Annotated in this window: 14 protein-coding genes and 1 pseudogene; 6 read left to right on the top strand and 9 right to left on the bottom strand. The window is 64.9% G+C overall.

Annotated elements, in window-relative coordinates:
• Positions 1-97: 97 nt before the first annotated feature.
• Positions 98-1,291: an MFS transporter gene (locus AB0G47_RS35005; protein ID WP_360778205.1), complete on the top strand. Its 1,194-nt coding sequence runs from the start codon at positions 98-100 to the stop codon at positions 1,289-1,291.
• Between the two features lie 1,414 nt (positions 1,292-2,705).
• Here the strand turns inward: AB0G47_RS35005 and AB0G47_RS35000 are convergent.
• A complete protein-coding gene (locus AB0G47_RS35000) occupies positions 2,706-3,233 on the bottom strand; it encodes a PASTA domain-containing protein (RefSeq protein ID WP_360778203.1) in 528 nt (175 codons plus the stop codon).
• 578 nt (positions 3,234-3,811) lie between these two features.
• Between AB0G47_RS35000 and AB0G47_RS34995 the strand changes: the two genes are divergently transcribed.
• From AB0G47_RS34995 to AB0G47_RS34980, 4 genes are all read left to right on the top strand, one after another.
• Positions 3,812-4,861, top strand: coding sequence for a hypothetical protein (locus tag AB0G47_RS34995; RefSeq protein WP_360778201.1), 1,050 nt, complete (start codon positions 3,812-3,814; stop codon positions 4,859-4,861).
• Positions 4,862-6,074: 1,213 nt separating this feature from the next.
• Positions 6,075-7,196, top strand: a complete 1,122-nt coding sequence (locus AB0G47_RS34990) for a hypothetical protein (RefSeq protein ID WP_360778199.1) — start codon at positions 6,075-6,077, stop codon at positions 7,194-7,196.
• A gap of 334 nt (positions 7,197-7,530) precedes the next feature.
• Positions 7,531-7,734: a hypothetical protein gene (locus tag AB0G47_RS34985; RefSeq protein ID WP_360778197.1), complete on the top strand. Its 204-nt coding sequence runs from the start codon at positions 7,531-7,533 to the stop codon at positions 7,732-7,734.
• Positions 7,731-7,937 (top strand): winged helix DNA-binding protein, encoded by a 207-nt coding sequence (locus tag AB0G47_RS34980; RefSeq protein ID WP_360778195.1) that lies wholly within the window; start codon positions 7,731-7,733, stop codon positions 7,935-7,937. Before AB0G47_RS34985 ends, AB0G47_RS34980 begins: the two co-directional genes overlap by 4 nt.
• Before the next feature lie 209 nt (positions 7,938-8,146).
• On the opposite strand, the gene AB0G47_RS34975 is transcribed toward AB0G47_RS34980, so the two are convergent.
• From AB0G47_RS34975 to AB0G47_RS34965, 3 genes and pseudogenes are all read right to left on the bottom strand, one after another.
• On the bottom strand, positions 8,147-8,422 hold the full coding sequence (locus AB0G47_RS34975) for a DNA cytosine methyltransferase (RefSeq protein WP_360778398.1): 276 nt from the start codon (positions 8,420-8,422) through the stop codon (positions 8,147-8,149).
• A gap of 241 nt (positions 8,423-8,663) precedes the next feature.
• Positions 8,664-9,471: pseudogene (locus AB0G47_RS34970) on the bottom strand (IS5 family transposase).
• A gap of 184 nt (positions 9,472-9,655) precedes the next feature.
• Complete coding sequence (locus tag AB0G47_RS34965) at positions 9,656-10,090, bottom strand: Rrf2 family transcriptional regulator (protein WP_121785998.1); 435 nt, start codon at positions 10,088-10,090, stop codon at positions 9,656-9,658.
• 123 nt (positions 10,091-10,213) lie between these two features.
• Here AB0G47_RS34965 and AB0G47_RS34960 point away from each other — a divergent pair, with 123 nt between their 5' ends.
• On the top strand, positions 10,214-10,969 hold the full coding sequence (locus AB0G47_RS34960) for an SDR family oxidoreductase (RefSeq protein ID WP_360778192.1): 756 nt from the start codon (positions 10,214-10,216) through the stop codon (positions 10,967-10,969).
• A gap of 349 nt (positions 10,970-11,318) precedes the next feature.
• Here AB0G47_RS34960 and AB0G47_RS34955 read toward each other — a convergent pair whose 3' ends face one another.
• The 5 genes from AB0G47_RS34955 to AB0G47_RS34935 form a co-directional block, all read right to left on the bottom strand.
• Positions 11,319-12,107, bottom strand: coding sequence for an oxygenase MpaB family protein (locus AB0G47_RS34955; protein WP_360778190.1), 789 nt, complete (start codon positions 12,105-12,107; stop codon positions 11,319-11,321).
• Between the two features lie 35 nt (positions 12,108-12,142).
• The gene (locus tag AB0G47_RS34950; RefSeq protein WP_360778188.1) at positions 12,143-13,375 is read right to left on the bottom strand and encodes an MAB_1171c family putative transporter; all 1,233 of its coding nucleotides are present in this window, start codon (positions 13,373-13,375) and stop codon (positions 12,143-12,145) included.
• A complete protein-coding gene (locus AB0G47_RS34945; protein WP_360778186.1) occupies positions 13,368-13,919 on the bottom strand; it encodes a hypothetical protein in 552 nt (183 codons plus the stop codon). The genes AB0G47_RS34950 and AB0G47_RS34945 overlap by 8 nt, the downstream gene beginning before the upstream one ends.
• A gap of 58 nt (positions 13,920-13,977) precedes the next feature.
• A complete protein-coding gene (locus tag AB0G47_RS34940) occupies positions 13,978-14,523 on the bottom strand; it encodes a helix-turn-helix transcriptional regulator (protein WP_360778184.1) in 546 nt (181 codons plus the stop codon).
• A gap of 858 nt (positions 14,524-15,381) precedes the next feature.
• Positions 15,382-16,686 carry a BTAD domain-containing putative transcriptional regulator gene (locus AB0G47_RS34935; protein WP_360778182.1) on the bottom strand — a complete coding sequence of 435 codons (1,305 nt, stop codon included), beginning with the start codon at positions 16,684-16,686 and terminating at the stop codon, positions 15,382-15,384.
• Positions 16,687-16,790 lie beyond the last annotated feature (104 nt).

The raw sequence follows: 16,790 nt of genomic DNA, 5'->3' as shown, positions 1-16,790 counted from the left end.
CCAGCTGAGCCGCTCGAAACGAGGACGCCCGCACCCAGCCCAGGTCCCATGGGCGGCCGCGAACGACCGCGGTCACGCACACCCCAGGAGAACGTCCATGCGCACCTCGCCCTCCGTGTCCGCGCCACCACACAGCACCGCACCGGGCAACCACCTCACCCGACTCCGCATCGTCCTGACGACCTTCTTCGCGCTCGACGGCTTCATCTTCGCCGGATGGGTCGTCCGCATCCCCGCCATCAAGGAACAGACCGGCGCATCAGCCAGCGACCTCGGACTTGCGCTGCTAGGCGTCTCAGCCGGTGCCGTGATCACCATGACGCTCACTGGACGGCTCTGCCGCCGCTTCGGCAGCCATCCCGTAACGGTCGTTTGCGGCGTACTGCTCTCGCTGAGCGTGGCGCTGCCTCCGCTGACCCACTCAGCGACAGCGCTAGGCGCAGTGCTCTTGATCTTTGGAGCGGGCTACGGGGGGATAAATGTCGCAATGAACAGCGCGGCCGTAGACCTGGTCGCCGCCCTGCGACGCCCGATCATGCCCAGCTTCCACGCGGCTTTCAGCCTGGGCGGCATGGTCGGCGCGGGCCTCGGCGGACTGATCGCCGACTCGCTGTCCCCCACGCACCACCTGCTCGGCCTCACCGTCATCGGCCTGATCGTCACCGCCGTGGCAGGACGCACCCTGCTCCGCCTCGAACCCCCGACCCCGCCGAGCGACGTCCACCGCGAGGACAGTGGCCCGCGCCGCCTGAACAGCCGGACCCGCCGCCTGGTGATCGTCTTCGGCCTCATCGCCCTCTGCACGGCCTACGGCGAGGGAGCACTAGCCGACTGGGGCGCACTCCACCTCGAACAGGACCTCAGCGCCCACCCGGGCATCGCAGCCGCCGGCTACTCCTGCTTCGCCCTCGCCATGACCATCGGCCGACTCACCGGAACAACCCTGCTCGAACGCCTCGGCCAGACCGCGATACTCGTCGCCGGCGGCACCACGGCCGCCGCAGGCATGCTCCTGGGCGCACTCGCCCCGTCCGTATGGGTGGCGCTCCTCGGCTTCGCCATCACCGGACTCGGCCTCGCCAACATCTTCCCGGTCGCAGTGGAACGTGCCGGCGCCCTGGCCGGCCCCAGCGGCGTCGCGACCGCCTCCACACTCGGCTACGGCGGCATGCTCCTGGGACCGCCCGCCATCGGATTCATGGCCGACTGGTTCACCCTGCCCATCGCCCTCACCAGCGTCGCGGTGCTCGCGGCCCTCGCCGCAGTGATCGGCTACAGCACCCGACGTTGACGGAGCCGTGAAGCAGAATCCATGCAGCGAATCAGGCCGCAGCTGACTCGTTGAGATGCACCTTCAGGTAGTTGCGGTGCAGCACAGCGAGTCGGCCTACCTCTGCATCGATCAGTCGGCAGCGCAGGCATTCGTTCGGGTCCAACAGACCGTGCTCGCAAGGCTCGTTGTATCCCGCCCAGAACGCCTCTTCTGGAGTGCGGCAAACGGCCGGCCTGTCCACCGTCAATCCAAGCCCGGCGCTCGCCGGGGGCGGCACTCATCCTGGGCTCGGAGCCGACAATCGCTGCCAGCCGAAATCCTGCGGCCGATCGACCGTACCCCGCCCTTCCCCCTCCGGTTTCGGTCCGGAGTGGGGCCCTGCCACACTCATCTTTGTGTGCTGCGAGCGCAAGCACACTCTCGTGGGGCTGGCAGTTGTAGGTAGCAACGACGATGACCACATAGGTCAGCCAGCCATTCCCGAGGTGCCTCAGAGACGGTTGACGGCCTCGCGTCATCCTCGATCCCTCTCGGTCCTCATGCATGAAGTGCTCTGTCACTCCAAGAGGCCGCGATTCGGCCCACTTTTCGACACGGGTCACCGAAGTCGGGTACTCGAAGCCGCCGTTGTGACGTAGTTCGCGCTCTGCCTGCTAGCTGGTGCGGCGGTCAGCCGCGGTCGGAGTCGCAGCCCCAGCGGGCGCGTCCGTCGCTGCCCATGAAGCACTCGGCGGGGCGGCCGTCGTGAGACCAGTCCAGGGAGCCGACCGGCGAGCAAGCCTGCCCGAACTCGACCGAGGGGGTCGCTCCGCCGCCGCCCGAGAAGTCGCCGCCCGACCAGCCCGACGGGAGCCGCTGCCGCCGCTCGTCGGCTCGGGCTTCGGTTCGGGCTTGGGCGGGTTCGGGTCCTTGGTCGGGTCACCCAGCTTTAGTTTCGCTCCGCCTCGCCGTCGTCGTCCCACAGCAGGATCGTGGCCTCGCCGCCGATTTTCTGCGGGCAGCCGAAAGCCTTCGCGAGGCTGTACAGGGTGACCGTGTACTTCTACTTGGCGACGCACACTTGTCGGCGTCCATGGTGGTGTCGGGGTCGGTGGCCAGCCGTGTGACGACCTTGCATCCGGCGCCGGCGGCTTTGTCGTATGCCTTGTCACTGTCGAGGATGATCAGGTCGTCCAGGTCGAGCGGCTTGACGGTCGGCGTCGGGCTGGCGGCTGCGGTGGGGGTGCTGGGCGTCGGATCCGCCTTGTCGCTTCCGTCATCGCCGCTGCAGCTGTTGATGAGGAGCCCGAGGGCGAGGGCTATGACGGCCAGGCATCCGCAGCGGGCGGCGAGGCCCTCGCCCTGGCCCTGGTTCCTCTTGTTTCTGCTTGCTCAACTGCTTGCGCCTTCTGTGTGGTTGGGGGGCGGTCTGCAGCGAAGTGGCGCGAGTGGCTCAAGGACATGTCTCATCGAACTTGGCGGTGGTGAACATGACCTGCGTGTCCTCGTCGACCTTCTCGCCGGCCGCTGGGTTCTGCTCGCACACGTGCCAGTTGCGGTCCCACAGCTGCTCGCGGCCCTGGTTCCAGGCGTCCTCGGATTCCAGGTTCCACAGTCCGGCGGCCTGTGCCTCATCCTGCGCGTCTTGCAGGATCTCGCCAACCAGGTCCGGCACCGTCACCATGTCGGCCTGTCGCTGGGCTTCTTCTTCCTCTTGGTTGGCGACGGCGCCGATGGCCATCAGGGCGCACACGGTGACGGCTATCACGGCCTTCGTCTTGGAGCTGAGCGGCTTGGGATCTGGCCCGTGGTAGATCATCTTGTGCCCACAGCCGGGGCAGCCGGGGAGCACATCCCGTCCCACTTCCGATACGCCGTAGGTGAGGAGGGCGGTGCTGACCCGGCGGGTCTTACTGCCGGGCTTTTTCGGACCTGAGGTGGCGCAGCTTCGGCAGTCGGCGCATCCGGCGAGGTTGGTCAACTTGCTGTTCCTTCTGTGAGGTTGGGGGGAGGAGCGGCCCGTCCCCAATTCGCGTGAGGGCGGGCCGCTCTTTGCGGAGGCTACTCAGCCCTCGTCGTCGCCCTGTTTGCGGGCGTCGGGCAGGATGAGGTACCCGTCGTCGTTGTAGGAAGTGCGCTCGAACGTGTCGAAGCCCACCCGGTGCAGGGCCTCCATGCAGCGCTGACTAGTTGGGGGGGCGACGTCGGCGCCGTTATGTCCGAGGGCGGCGAAAACGATCTGACGCGGGGCCAGATCACGCCGTCGATGACGGTGGCGTAGGTGCGGATCGAGCGTGGAGTTCGGCCGGCGGTAGCGCCGAGGATCCGCTCGCGGGTTATCTCGGCGTGTCCCTGACCGGGGACGTGGACGGTGATCTCGCCGGCCAACAGGTGCTCCTTTCTTGACTAGTGGGTAGCTCCGCTTGAGACGCGTTCAACATCTTGTTGAAATGAGGCATCCCGGTCCAACTCGCGGTCCCCCAAGTGGTGTGAAGTGGCCCATACTTGGCGAGCGTAGGGAAGTTCCCGCCCGTCGGTGGCGGGCCGTACGCTCACCGAATGCCATCCGAACTCATCACCGCCGCCGCCGGGTTGGGCGGCGTCGCCCTCGGTGTCGCCGGAACCGTCATCGGCGCCCACATACAGGCGAGCGGTGCCCGTCACCAGGCCGAGGCGGCCATCGCCGCCGCCCGCGAGCAGGCCACCGCCGCCATCAACGGCGCCCAGGCTCAGGCCGCAGCCGCTCTCGACGCCGCCCGCGAGCAGACCGCAGCCGACCACGCCCAGGCCGCCACCGAAGCCCGCCGCGCTGTCTACAGCCGCTACCTGACCGCCGCCTACGCAGCCCGTCGCGCCGCCGCCATCACCGACCCCGAGGACACCGGGTCCGACCGGCGGAGCGATGCCCGCAGCGACCTTGAGGCCGCCCGCGGCCTGGTCGAGCTCGAGGGCCCCGCCGACCTCGAGCCGCTCTGCGCCGCCATCCACAGCCAAACCGTGGTCTGCATCAGCAAGGCCCGCACCGCCACCGACATCAATGCGGCCATGGCTCGGCTCAACGATCACGACGGGCAGCTCGACGAAGCCGACCAGGAACCCGCGGCGGCGGCCGTCGCCGGCCTGCACCTCTTCCGCGGCGACGCCCTCGCCGCCTACTGCGCCGACTGCCTTACTCATGCCGCCCTCACGGCATCCCACAGCGCCCCCGAACGCCTTGGATTCCTCGGCCACCGCCTTCGCCGCTGCCGCACCTGCACATGGACCGAGGGCCACATCGACGAGCTGCGCCGAGACGTCGTCTACGCCCGCGGGGCACTGCACCAGGCTGCCGCCCGCCACCTGATCACCCACCGCACCGCAACCGACCTGATCCGCTATGCCCTCGGCGGCCACGCCCTCGGATGCAACGGCGACCCATTCTTCGGCATCATCACCGCCCACATGCGCGAACAAAAACTTCTCGATGCCGCCACCGCGCACTTCCGCGCCACCGCCCGTGCCATCCTGCACAGCGAACCCCTGCCCGAGACCCCTGACGAGGGCGGCCTCGCAGAGCTGCTGCGCCGCGCTGAGAACGGCACAACCCACCGCCGCCCGCCCCGTTTGTGACTGGCCGAGCGCTCACGGCTGTTGTGGGCTTAGGTGCGCCGCATGTCCCGCCGGATCTGTTGGCCCGCAGTTGCCCGTCGACCGCCGGCACCTGGGCCTCGTGTTCATCGCCCTGCCGCTCCTGGCCGTGACTGTTGAGACGCTCTCCAAGACCACGCATGCATGCCGCCTCCCGCTGTTGAGTAGGGGCGCTTTCACGGTACCGATGAGGCAAGCGCGTCGGCAGAGGACCCTTACCCTCTCCGATGGAGCCAGCCTGCTATTCAGAACATGGGAGAGCCCGGACAGACTGTCCGGGCTTGAAATCCGACGCGGGCAGACCCTCCTGTCGGTGATGGTCCGCCGCCCTGAAGGAACTGCGACAGCGGCCCGTTGCGGAGATCAGCCGCCTCCACCCTCGAAGCCAATACGCATGCCAGGCCTCATTCAAGCTGTCACAATGAGCTGTATGGAACGCTCAGGTCCTGCTTCTCTGCAAGTGCCGGGCTACGTTCAGCTACTGTGCGATTGCCTCGCTAACGAGAATGGCAATTGGTCAGGCGATGACACTGTAAGTCTAAACACGGCAGCCCGGGAGCTACTCGCCTGGAGCGAAGACAAGCGGCCGTACAAAAGATCCTTTCACTACGCAGCGTGGCAATACGCGATTGAGGATCTAAAATACTGCCTGACTAATTGTTGCACCAATCTCGCAAAGGAAATTGCGATTGAATCTGCGGCAGTGACTCCGACTCTTGAGAGCTGCCTTTCAGATCCGGATGCACCAGAGATTGACCCTCTGCGGAGTCACCTATCAGCCCTGCTGACGAGGCTCGCAGAGCCGACTGCACTTCTAGCGTGCTGGCACGACCTAATCCGAGTATGCAAGAATTCTGACTACTCAATGCGCAGGCTCGCCATGGCCAGGGATTCATTCTGGTCAATGGTGCGATTCAATAACCATAATCCGCGAGAGATGAAAGGACTCCTTAATGGAATCCTGACGGACGACCTTAGCAACATCTTTCGAGCCCGTACAGTACTAGGTGAAGATACATCTCAGATGCCTCAGGCCGTCCGCGATCGAGCACGAAAGACTGCGGGCATGCCTTATAAAGAACGAGAGGAGCTTTGCGGGCGAATCATAGCTTCCCCGCCACGGAAGGCCAGCCATATCGTGTGGTTGATTTATGATGCAGCACGGATAAATAGTCACGTTGTAAAAATTGGACCGGTGGAGTTTTACGACGGCCCTACACTTCGCCGGAACATCGAACAAAGAGATGAAGCGAATATCCCAGCGGAGCTCAAGGGATACAGAAACGAAAAATACTTTCCTAAGTCCGCTGACTACGTACTTGCCAGAGTGGATCTAGGGAATATTTCCACTTCCGACGCGCCCGAGCTGGCACGAAAACAAGCACTCGCCGTTCTACTGGCAGCCTCTTTGCATTCGGGAGGCAAGGGGAAGGCGTGGAGGGACACCGGATCTCATATTCATGCAATGAATGAGTCCATCGTCAGTGAAACATTTTCACGCAGGCCAGACACGCCGATGCCAACTTTCGACCTCGATCCTCTAGCCTTCGGGATTGACGAGGTTCTACCAAAGATCAGTTCACATCTTCCACTGGTTGATCAGTCGCTCGATGAGCTGCTGCAGGCCCTCGACATCTGGGATAGAGCCAAGAGGCTAGACGGAGCATCGGCCGTCCTTCTGAATGTTCGCATTATCGAACTCGTTTGTTCCTATGATTCCGGGATCGATTGGGTCACCTTCTGCCGCAGGTTCAGGCCGGCGTGGATCCTGAATGAAATGCTGTGGTCCCTACGCAAGGGGTTTGACGAGGCCGACGCGCTCAGCGCGCTCCTTTCTAATGGTTCGCAAGATCGGGTGCAGCAAATTATCAATTCCGTCTCTAAGAGCGAGAAGGGGATGGTCTACTGCGACACAGAGGTAGGCCTCGCTCTGTTGGATCAGCTTGCTGCCGAGTTTACCAGTGGCGACATAACTGGATACAGGGTCAACGCCCTTGCCCGGCAATTTTCAACACACTACCAACTTGGCGAGTACCGAAGGGTCCTTAATGGTAGATGGTGTCGAGCCCTCAACCGGCTTGAGCGTGTTCGGAACGCGATAACGCATGGCGGACCCGTCACCGAACAGGTTCTTGCCAGCGTATCGCCGTTCTCACGAAAGCTCGCCGGCAGGGTGCTAGGGTACTCGCTCGGCGCCATATTTGAAGGCCGAGACATACCCCAGGCAATGAACGAGGTCCACACAAGAGGAATTGCATGGGAAAAAGAGGCGCTTACGGCTAGCAGCGCAAGCGAGTTCCTCTTTGGCAGAGGTTAAGCAGATCGAGAAATGGCTGACCCCGTCCGCTGTCGACGCTGCCACTATTCCCGGCTGTAGCAGAACCCGTGGTCAAATAGCTGAGCGGTCACCTCGGGAATTGAACGCGCCGTGATCAATCCGGCCACACTAACGGCCTGACCTGCACTATCGCTTCCCCGGTCTGGTCTCGATCCTCCCCCAGACATTATTCGGGACGAGGAAGTCATGGGTTCAAATCCCACTGGCCTGGCGAGAGCCCCACACGGTTCGCCGTGCCGAGACAGCCTCCGCGGATCGGCGCTGGGCGCTCATCCTTTGCCGAAAGAATCGAACGCATGATCTAGTTGAATGTATGGAACCTTCGATTCCCGATGACCTGGTACGCACGCAGAGGGAGTGGCGCGCGACCTATGGGCAGCTTGCCCAGCAGCCGGGCCGCACTGCGCTACGCCGCCGGTTGCTGGCGCTCTCCATAGCTCTGGCGCGGCATCCGTTGAGACCTGCCCAGCGGGCCGAGCTGCGGCAGCGTGCTCGCTCGGATGGAACCGGACAGTGAGTCTCACTGAGCGCCAGGCCCAGATCCTTCGCTGCATCAGCGATTCGATAGCCGAGATGGGTGAGTGCCCCACCCTCGAAGAGATCGGGGCAAAGGTGGGGCTCACGAGCAAGTCGGCCGTGCACTACCAGTTGAAGCGCCTCGAAGCGCTCGGGGTCATCGCCCGTGTTGGGGCCAGCGCCCGGATGTACCGGCTCGTCTGAGCCTCGGCTCTGTTCCGCGGGACACTTCGCGTGAGCTCAGTTGTGGTCTCGATTCGCTTGACATTCACGGTGATCCAGCGCAGTCCGAAGGCATCCGGCGAACCGCTTAACCTTGGCTTTCGCGGATCTGGTGGACGCTCCCGGACTGCGCCGGAACGAGATCGGACAACTCGTAATGCGCAGTTCGGGCGGCTTCTGGCCTTGCCTTGCTAGGCCGCCTCACGGTCCGTCGCGGTAGTGAGGCGCTGGTGGATGGCGCCGGCCAAGGCTCGCCCAAGTCCCACGGGCACGGCGTTGCCGATCTGACGGGCTATCTGGATCTTCGATCCGCACCAGCGGTAACTGTCAGGGAAGCCCTGGATGAGCGCGGCTTCGTAGTGAGTGATCGGGCGGTCCTGAGTCGGATGCAGGTATCGGCCCTTCTCAGGCTTGTAGAACTCCGTCCGGATGGTCACTGAGGGGCGGTCGGCGCGAAGGCGGCCCATCACGTCCCCAGCGCCCGTCAGGTGCCTGTCCCAGCTCTCGGTGCTCAGGTACACGCTGGGGTCGTCGTCGGCGTACTTGCCCGTGAGGTCCCGACGGCTCCCACCCTGCGGGATGGCTCTGTACCGGGCAAGCGACAGAGGTCCCGGTTTGCGTCCGATGTGCAGCTCGGGAGTCGCGTACGGGCCGTCAACTGACTGATCGCCGATGCGGATGCTCCGGTCCTTAGAGCTCGTAACACGATCATGGGCGGGCCTTCTTGAGGCGTCTCCAGCAGATGAGGCTACAGGCCAACGAGACGAAGGCATCGTGGGTTTCGGTCGGCGTTCCCATCGGACGTCGAGGCGTTTGAACTGGTGGAGCAGGGCGAAGGTCTGCTCGACGACGTATCGGAGCTTGCCCAAGCCCTTGATGTTCGGGGCGCCCTTGCGGGAGATGACCGGCAAGATCCGCCGCTTGCGCAGCTCTCGGCGGTTGGGGTTGGAGTCGTAGCCCTTGTCACCGAGGAGCGAGTCGGGGCGGCGGCGCGGGCGCCCGCGCCGTCCGGCCACGGGCGGGATGCCGTCGACCAGGGCGAGGGTCTGGGTGACGTCGTTGACGTTGGCCGCGGTGGTGATGACCTTGAGCGGGGTGCCGCGTCCGTCGCAGATCAGGTGGTGCTTGCTACCCGTCTTCCGTCGGTCGACCGGCGACGGACCAGTGTCGGCGCCCCCTTTTTCGCGCGGATGTGGGAGCCGTCCACGCACGCGCGGGACCAGTCGAGTTCGCCGGCCGCGTTCAGCTCGGCGAGCAGGATGCGGTGCAGTTGGTCAAAGACCCCGGCCTGCTGCCACCGCTCCAGGCGCCGCCAACAGGTCTGCCCGGAACCGAATCCCAGCTCCAGCGGCAGGAGTTGCCAGGCTATGTCGTTGTGCAGGACGTACAGGATGCCCTGCAGACACAGCCGGTCCGCCACCGGCCGCGGGCCCGGCGACTTCTCCGGCCAGGGCGGCAGCAGCGGCTCGATCAGCGCCCACAAGTCGTCGTCCACGATCCATGGCCGGGTGCTCACATCCTCCCGAACCGCGGAATCGTCACATCGGTCACGCCGGACCAGGGCACTGCAACAAGATCAAGTTACGAGCTCGCAGGCCACGGTCTGATACTGCAACGTCTTCGGCGTGACTGGTTGCCAGGCTGTTCGCTGGCCTGGGCTTAAATGGGGATCTTGGTGATGTCAGGACGTAACGGAGAGGCTAGCGAGGTGCCGCGAGTACGTCCCGGAGTACGTTCGCGAGCGTGACGCGGGCCAGCTCGTGTCTCACGGTCTCCTCGATGCCCTCGTAGATGCTCTGCATGGCCGGCTGGATACCGTGACCCACCACGCATCCCTGGTCCGGGGTGGTGCGGTGCATTGCGAACAGCGGGCCGGGTTCCACAGCCTCGTACACGTCGAGCAGGGTCATCGACTCCAGCTCGCGTGCCAGCGACCAGCCCGCGCCCACGCCCCGCCGGGACTCCACGAGCCCGGCCCTGCGCAGCTCGCCGAGCAGCCGTCTGATCACCACGGGGTTGGTGTTCGCGCTGGTCGCGATCTGCTCGGAGGTGGCGACCTCATGGCCCTGGCGCTGGTAGAGGCCGATCCAGGCCAGCGCGTGGGCGGCGATGGTCAGCCTGCTGTTGGCGCTCATGGGCTCCTCCTCTCGGTCACAACGCTTCATGTTACGGCAGTCGTAACAGTGAAAGTTGCAACAGGCTGTCGTAACAAATAATGTTGCGACAGCCGGAAAGGGTCAATCAACGAGGTGAGAAGAATGAGCAAGCCACTCACGGGCAAGGTCGCCCTGGTCACCGGGGGATCGCGCGGACTGGGAGCCGCGACCGTACGACTGCTGGCCGAGCAGGGCGCCGACGTCGCCTTCACCTACGTCAGCTCCGAGAAGCAGGCGCAGGCCGTCGTCGACGAGGTGCACGGCAAGGGAGCCAAGGCCGTCGCCTTCAAGTCCGACCAAGCGGACACGAGCCGGGCGCCGGCGCTGATCGACGACGTGGTCGCGCACTTCGGCGGCCTGGACATCCTCGTCAACAATGCGGCGATCTCGGTGGAGCAGGGCCGCAGGGTGGACGACCCGGACGCCGACACCGCCGCACTGGACCGGATGCACGCCACCAACTACTTCGGCGTGATCGCCGTCATCCGGGCCGCCTCCCGAGTGCTGCGCACGGGCGGCCGCATCATCACGGTGAGTTCCGGGCTGGGCTCCCGGGTCGGCGTCCCGGGCGTTGCCGACTACTCGGCGACCAAGTCAGGCATCGAGAGGTACACCATGGGGGTCGCACGTGACCTCGGGCCCCGCGACATCACGGCCAACGTCGTGGAAGCCGGGCTGATGGACAGCGGCATGCAACCGCCGGACCCCGACACCCTCAAGGCCCTGCTCAGCTCGCTGTCCCTGCAACGCATGGGGCACCCTGACGAAATCGCCGCGGCGATCGCCTTCCTGGCGAACCCCGCCGCGTCGTACGTCACGGGCGCGGTGCTGGACGCCCACGGCGGCTACAACGCCTGAAGCCGAACCCCTGCCGCGCGCCCCGAAGGACATCGCGTCTTCGGGGCGCGCACCGTCAACGACCCGCGTGTGCAAGGACACGCCTCAAGAGGCCCGGATCGTGATCGTGTTACGAGCTCTTTGGGCCCTTACAGTGCAGGTCACAGGCGTGGCCGCGATAAAATTACCGCGTCCCTTCTTAGCGCTTGGCCGCAGGTTCGAGTCCTACCCGGGGCACGGTCACGATCGCTGTGTGAAGGGGCGTGGCCCCGAAGGGAGAGCCGGATCGCTGGGTTACATGGAGCCTGTAGCCTCCTGCTGGGTTGCGAGGTCCGACCGCAAGCGCCAGCTGACAGCGTCAGTTTCGCGTTCACTCGAGGTCTAGCACCGAGGGCGGAAGGACGGGACGGTAGTCAGGATGGCTGTGCGCACGCCGGATACGACGGGCGCGTAGCTTCATGGCGCCGGACACCAGAGCTCGAACGGGAGCAGATGTCTTGTGGGCCCCGCATGCCTGGCGCAGCGGCTCGTCGAGGAGTGCGTCCGCGACAGTGCGGATCAGAGGGCTGAGTGCGGCGGGGAAGCGGTTGGCAAGGAGGTCTCGGGTGGCATTCCACAGTGCCGCGGCTTCCGAAGTCGCGGAGAATCGGCTCTGCTCGTAGCGGTCCGTCCATTCCGCAAACTCGTCCCACGTCGCGGGGACTTGGCGTATGCCCATGCGCTCGGCCAGGCCTCGGTAGAAGAGGTGAGAGGCGGTCTTCTCTGCCCTCGTGGTGGGTCGCCAGGCGTAGGTGTCGCACCACCGCATCGGGGCGATGTCGAAGCAGGCCAGGACGTACAGGAACGAGTCGTTGGAGATGGCCCAGCGGGCGTGGATGTGGTTCAAGGCAGCCACGGCCTGTACACCCTGCTCGCTGTCCAGTCCGTGGCGGAACAGGCGGTACATCATCTGCCCGGTCGCCTTGGCACGCAGCTCGGTCTGGCCGGTCATCCGTCCGGTGGAGGCCAGGACTTGAGCAATCTCCGGCACCGCGAAGGTCCGGTAGAAGCCGATGTTGAGGCCGAAGGCCAGATCCTCACCGAAGTCGGTGAAGGCGAGATGGCGATAGGCGGCCTCCGCCCGTGACAAGGCCTCGCGTGCCTCAGAGGCGGATGTCATGGCAGTCTCCCTCGCTTCTTCTGCTTCGGGCTTGCTTACTGCGTCTCGGCCAGGACTTCAGCCACGAAGTCCCCGTGGAGATGTCGGGCGACCAGGACGAGATGGCGCCGCTCGTCTCTGGGAGCAACCTCCGTCCCCGGAGTGTGCTCGCAGTACTGAGCCGGACGCTGCCTGGCGTGCAGAGCACGTACACCTCCCGCGAAGGCCGCTGCCGCGACCGCGGCTGCTCTCTCCTGCGGCTCCAGCCTGTCTTGCTCTGCCGCGCGGCGACGCGCGACTTCGACGACGCCCTCGGCTACCCACGGGCGCAAGGCCAGCTGGCCGTCGCGGATCTCGCGGGTGCGGCGGGTGATGCGCCACTCAAGGTCACGTGTGGCCAGCCACTCGGCCCAGGACCGCAGCGGGGCTCCCAGGGCCAGACGCCCGTCAACCTGCATCGCCGCCATCCAGAGTGGGTGCAAGGCACGGTAATCGGCGCGTCGTTGCCGCCACGCGGTGACCGCGGCGCCCGCCCACCCCACAACGAGAACGACGCAGCCGACACAGCCCGAGACGGGTCCGACAACCGACCCCATCCAGTCCAGAGCGTGCTGGTCCGCCGCCGCACCGACAATGGCGACGATCTTGGTGATGCAGTAGCCGCCGATCAGTGCGCATCCGATCGTCTGGCGTCTCAGGTTCCGCCGTAGCACCTCATCGTCGACCAAATCAGCTGCGTGTCTCCACGACGTCCGCCCCAACTGCCATAGTGCCCAGGCGAATCCCGCCTGGTAGATCACCAGATAGACAAGCACTGAGGGTTCGTTGGCGTAGTTCGTGTCGAGCGATTCCGAGCTGTCCATCCCTGAGGGGAAGGTCGCGAACAGAAGCAGGATGGCCGCAACGATCGCCCCGTACACCCACACCACTCTCCGCCACACCGATGTCCGCACCGTGTCGAAGGGCACAGCCCACGCCTCGCGCCGGCCCGGCCTCCTGGAGGGCGGCGCCCAGAGCAACACGAGCGTGATCGCACCAGCGCCAAACAACAACCTGCTGACGTAGACGATCAGGAGGCTCAGGAAGCTGATACCGGAACCTTCATTGATCACGTCAGTGACCGTTGGTGCCGAGCACAGGAAAGATACAGCGGAGACCAGAGCTGTCACTGCCATGACCAGGAGCGCCGGCGCGGGCTGCCGCTGCCAAGCCCGCAATTTGAAAGCCGACAGGGTGATCAGAAGGACACTCAATACCAGGTAGACGTAGTCGGCGACGCGTTCATACATGACGGCTCCGACGATGTTCCAGCGAACTGATCACCGCGGCACTCGTCGGCCCGGACGGGACCGCCAGATCCAGCTGCTGCCACAACAGCGTGCCGAGGACCTCTGCCTGCTCTTCCGCCGGGTCGCTGTAGTGAGAGCGCCCCAGGACAAGTCGGGCCACGGCTGGGTCCAGGGCGTCGAGTTCAGGAATGTGGGCGAGCAGGAGATGCGCGACCTCATGGCAGATAATGTGCGCCTGGTGAGCGGCGCTGGTGTGCAGGGGGTAGTAGATCCGGTCCTCGGTCAGATACTGCTCGAACTGCCCGGACACCTGACCCGGTTCCGGCTCCGCGGCGATCAGAACTATGGGACGCCCTCGCTGCGCACCTAGGCGTTCGCACAGCTCGTGCGCTGTGGTGTACGGCGGCAGGTTCGCCTGCTCCAGTAGGGCTCGGCACTTGCGCCGAGCTCTTCTTAAGCCCACGAGAGCATTCTCCTGTCCTTGAGGAAGTCGCCAGCGGGTCGCCAGAGGCCCGATGGGCTCACCGGTGGTGCTCACCTTCACGTCCCCCTGCTTGATCGCGTCGCATACACGCGCTGGTGTCTGAGAGCCCGGCGGCTCGTCAGTCGAGTACGTCCGCCCCCTCGACCTTCCCCAAGCCGATGGCCTTGCGCAGCTGGTCGATCACCGCGCTCACCGAATCCCGCATAGTGGGCGGCAGTTCGGCTGCTCCCTCGGCAATCTGCCGCACCTCGTCGTCGGAGAGGAGGGCAATGTCATCAGCGTCCGCTGCCCCGCCGGCGGATCGATGCCCGACGCGCTGTGCCTTTCCTGCCCGATGCCTCTCGATCATGCGCAAATTGCGCTCGACGGACCGGACAGCCGGGTGATCTGGGGAGTTGAGAAAGTAGTCCGTTGACACACCAAACAGCTTGGCCAGCCGGCCGGCATTCGAAAGGCTCGGCACGGACTGCCCTTTGCGGAGTTTCCCGACGTACTGATTGGACAGACCGGCCCGCTTGGCGATCTCGGTGTCCGTGTACGGACGTCCAAGGGCAGTTGGATAAACGACACCGATCAAACGACTGAACCGTACGCCGAACAGCACCGCGTCCTGGACCGGAGGCGGGATTGACGATGTGGACGTGTCCGGCTTTGGAGTGGACATGGCGGCATCGTAGTCCAGGGCGAGCCATCTCACTACCACTCAATTCTCGCCATATACACGATAGTTGATCGCCCTCCTGGCACATCGAAGCTTTGACCTGCAACGCTCAAGACCCCCCTCCTCGATTGATTGACACACTCCCGCGACGTGCGCAAGATCGGCCCACAGAAGCGATTCCCCCACAAGAAGTAGGCCCTCCCCCTCGAAAGCAGCACGACATGCGCATGGAATCTGGATGGAACCGTCACTCAACAATTGACCGTTAAACAAAACCCTCTCTCTTGCGATTGGCCTGCGAATGCCGACCAAGGGGTCACCGTGCCGGAAAATCGAGATCTCTCAGGAAATGGCGTTCCCGTGACTGGGAGGTGGTCACATCGACGTCCGCTCCGACTGCCGTCCCTCCGAAGGAGATCCCCGGCAGGGCCGACGCCGGGCGATGAGCGATATCTGCAGCGGATCCACGACTTCCTGCATCTACTGAACGGCGAGTGGGACTGGGACGTGTTCGTCGCGCTCCAGGACGGCCCGTTGTCGTACACGGAGCTGCTCTATGCAGTCCGAGCACAGGCTCCGGTGAACAACTGGCCGGGCCGGGCACACAGTTGCCTCCAGGAAGGCACGTTGAGCCGTACCCTGCTGCGCCTCACGCAGGGGGAACTTGTCCAACGAGAGCGGGCGAACTACTTCCCCTTCACTACGACGTACCAGTTGGCGCCGCCCGCACGAGAGCTTCTCGCCGTCATGGCACCTGCTGCAGCGTGGACTGAGCTTCATTCAGGCCTGCTTGTCCGTGCGCAGCAACGACGGAACGGAGGGCCTGACTTGTAGAACGCGCGCCACTGTGTCGTGGGATCGTCACCTCTCCGCTTCGCCCGTCGAATTGGCTTCATCAGATCCGCGTTGCAACTGCTCGAAGAGGGATGCCGTCGTACGGCTCGGAACTTCATCCAGCTCAGCCAGGGTTCGCCTGAGCAGCTCGAGGGTGCGCGGGACTGCGTCATACTCCCCGATGCGTGCCTGCATGCGGGCGATATCTTGGTAGATCGCCTCGTTGTAGCAATCCAACTCGCGGGCTCTCTCCAGCAGATCGAGTGCTTCACGCGGGTCAGTGGCGCGCAGGGCTCGGACCAACGCACTCACGGAGTCCAAATACTCACGGCGCAGCGTCTCGCGGGGAGCCTCGGCCCACTCCGCCGGGACGTCGTCCGCGAAGTCTCCGGTGTAGAGGCCGACGGCGCGATACAGGAGTAGCCGGCGCCTCTCCTCGTCCTCGCCACTCCTTCTGGCACCTTTCACCGCTTCTCGGAATCCCCACAGGTCTACGCTGACGTGGTGTTGGTCGAGGCCGTACAGCCCATCGCTTCGGTGGGTGATATCGCTGACGCCACTGTCTGTAGCTGCACGCAGAGCGCGACGAAGGTGGCTCAGGGTGGCGTGGAAGCTGTTGGACGGACGATCATGCGGCGCGTCGGGCCAGAGGGTCGCCGTCAGCGTCTCGCGGCGGACACCATCACGGTGCAGGGCGAGGTAGGCCAGCACTTCGCGCTGCTTCGGGGCCAACGCCTCCGTGATGTCCACCGGTTCAGAGGCCGATCCGAGTCCGCTGTAGGTGAGACGTACGCGGCCGAGCACCGAGATCCGGAGCCGGCAGTCATGATGATGGCTCGTTCCGCTCGGCTGCGGAACCTCAACCCGGCGTGCGGGTGCCGCATCACGGCGAGTTCTCGACGTAGTGATCGGCTCCGTCCCCGCCGATGAAGGAGTCACAGCGCTCTGATGGACGGTCTCGTCGACATCAGCGGGTTGCGCCTCGGCCAGGAGATCGAGGAGCGCTTGAGCAGCGTCGGTCGGCACAGTGAACAGGCGGGCGCCGGAGAAGACTTGCGCGTGGGACGGACTGGTGGCCGAGACGCTTCCGTCCTGGCGCACGCCCAGAGTTCCTCCGGGGCGCCACTGTCCAATGAGAATGCCGGCCAGGCCAAGGGCTGATCCGTTGTCGAGGATTGCCTGCAGTCGTCGTTCCTCCGGTCCCACCGCGGAGGCGATGAGCACGATCTCCGGTCTGCTGCCGAAACCGACGTCGCCGCCCTCGTCTTGGAATCGCGTACGTGAGAGAAGCTCGGCCTCCATGATCTGCAATGCCTCAGAGGTATCCGCCACGACGCGCAGTCCTCGGAGGCGGACCAGATCGGAGACGTCCCTTCCCAGAAGGCGGCAGGCATCAGGCGCCGGCACAACAAGTTCGGTCTCACGTCGCCTCCCAG

This window comes from Streptomyces sp. NPDC021622 (assembly GCF_040640795.1).
Classification (GTDB): Bacteria; Actinomycetota; Actinomycetes; order Streptomycetales; family Streptomycetaceae; genus Streptomyces.
The sequence above is the reverse complement of the archived record's forward strand: the minus strand, read 5'-3'. Positions and strand labels throughout refer to the sequence as shown.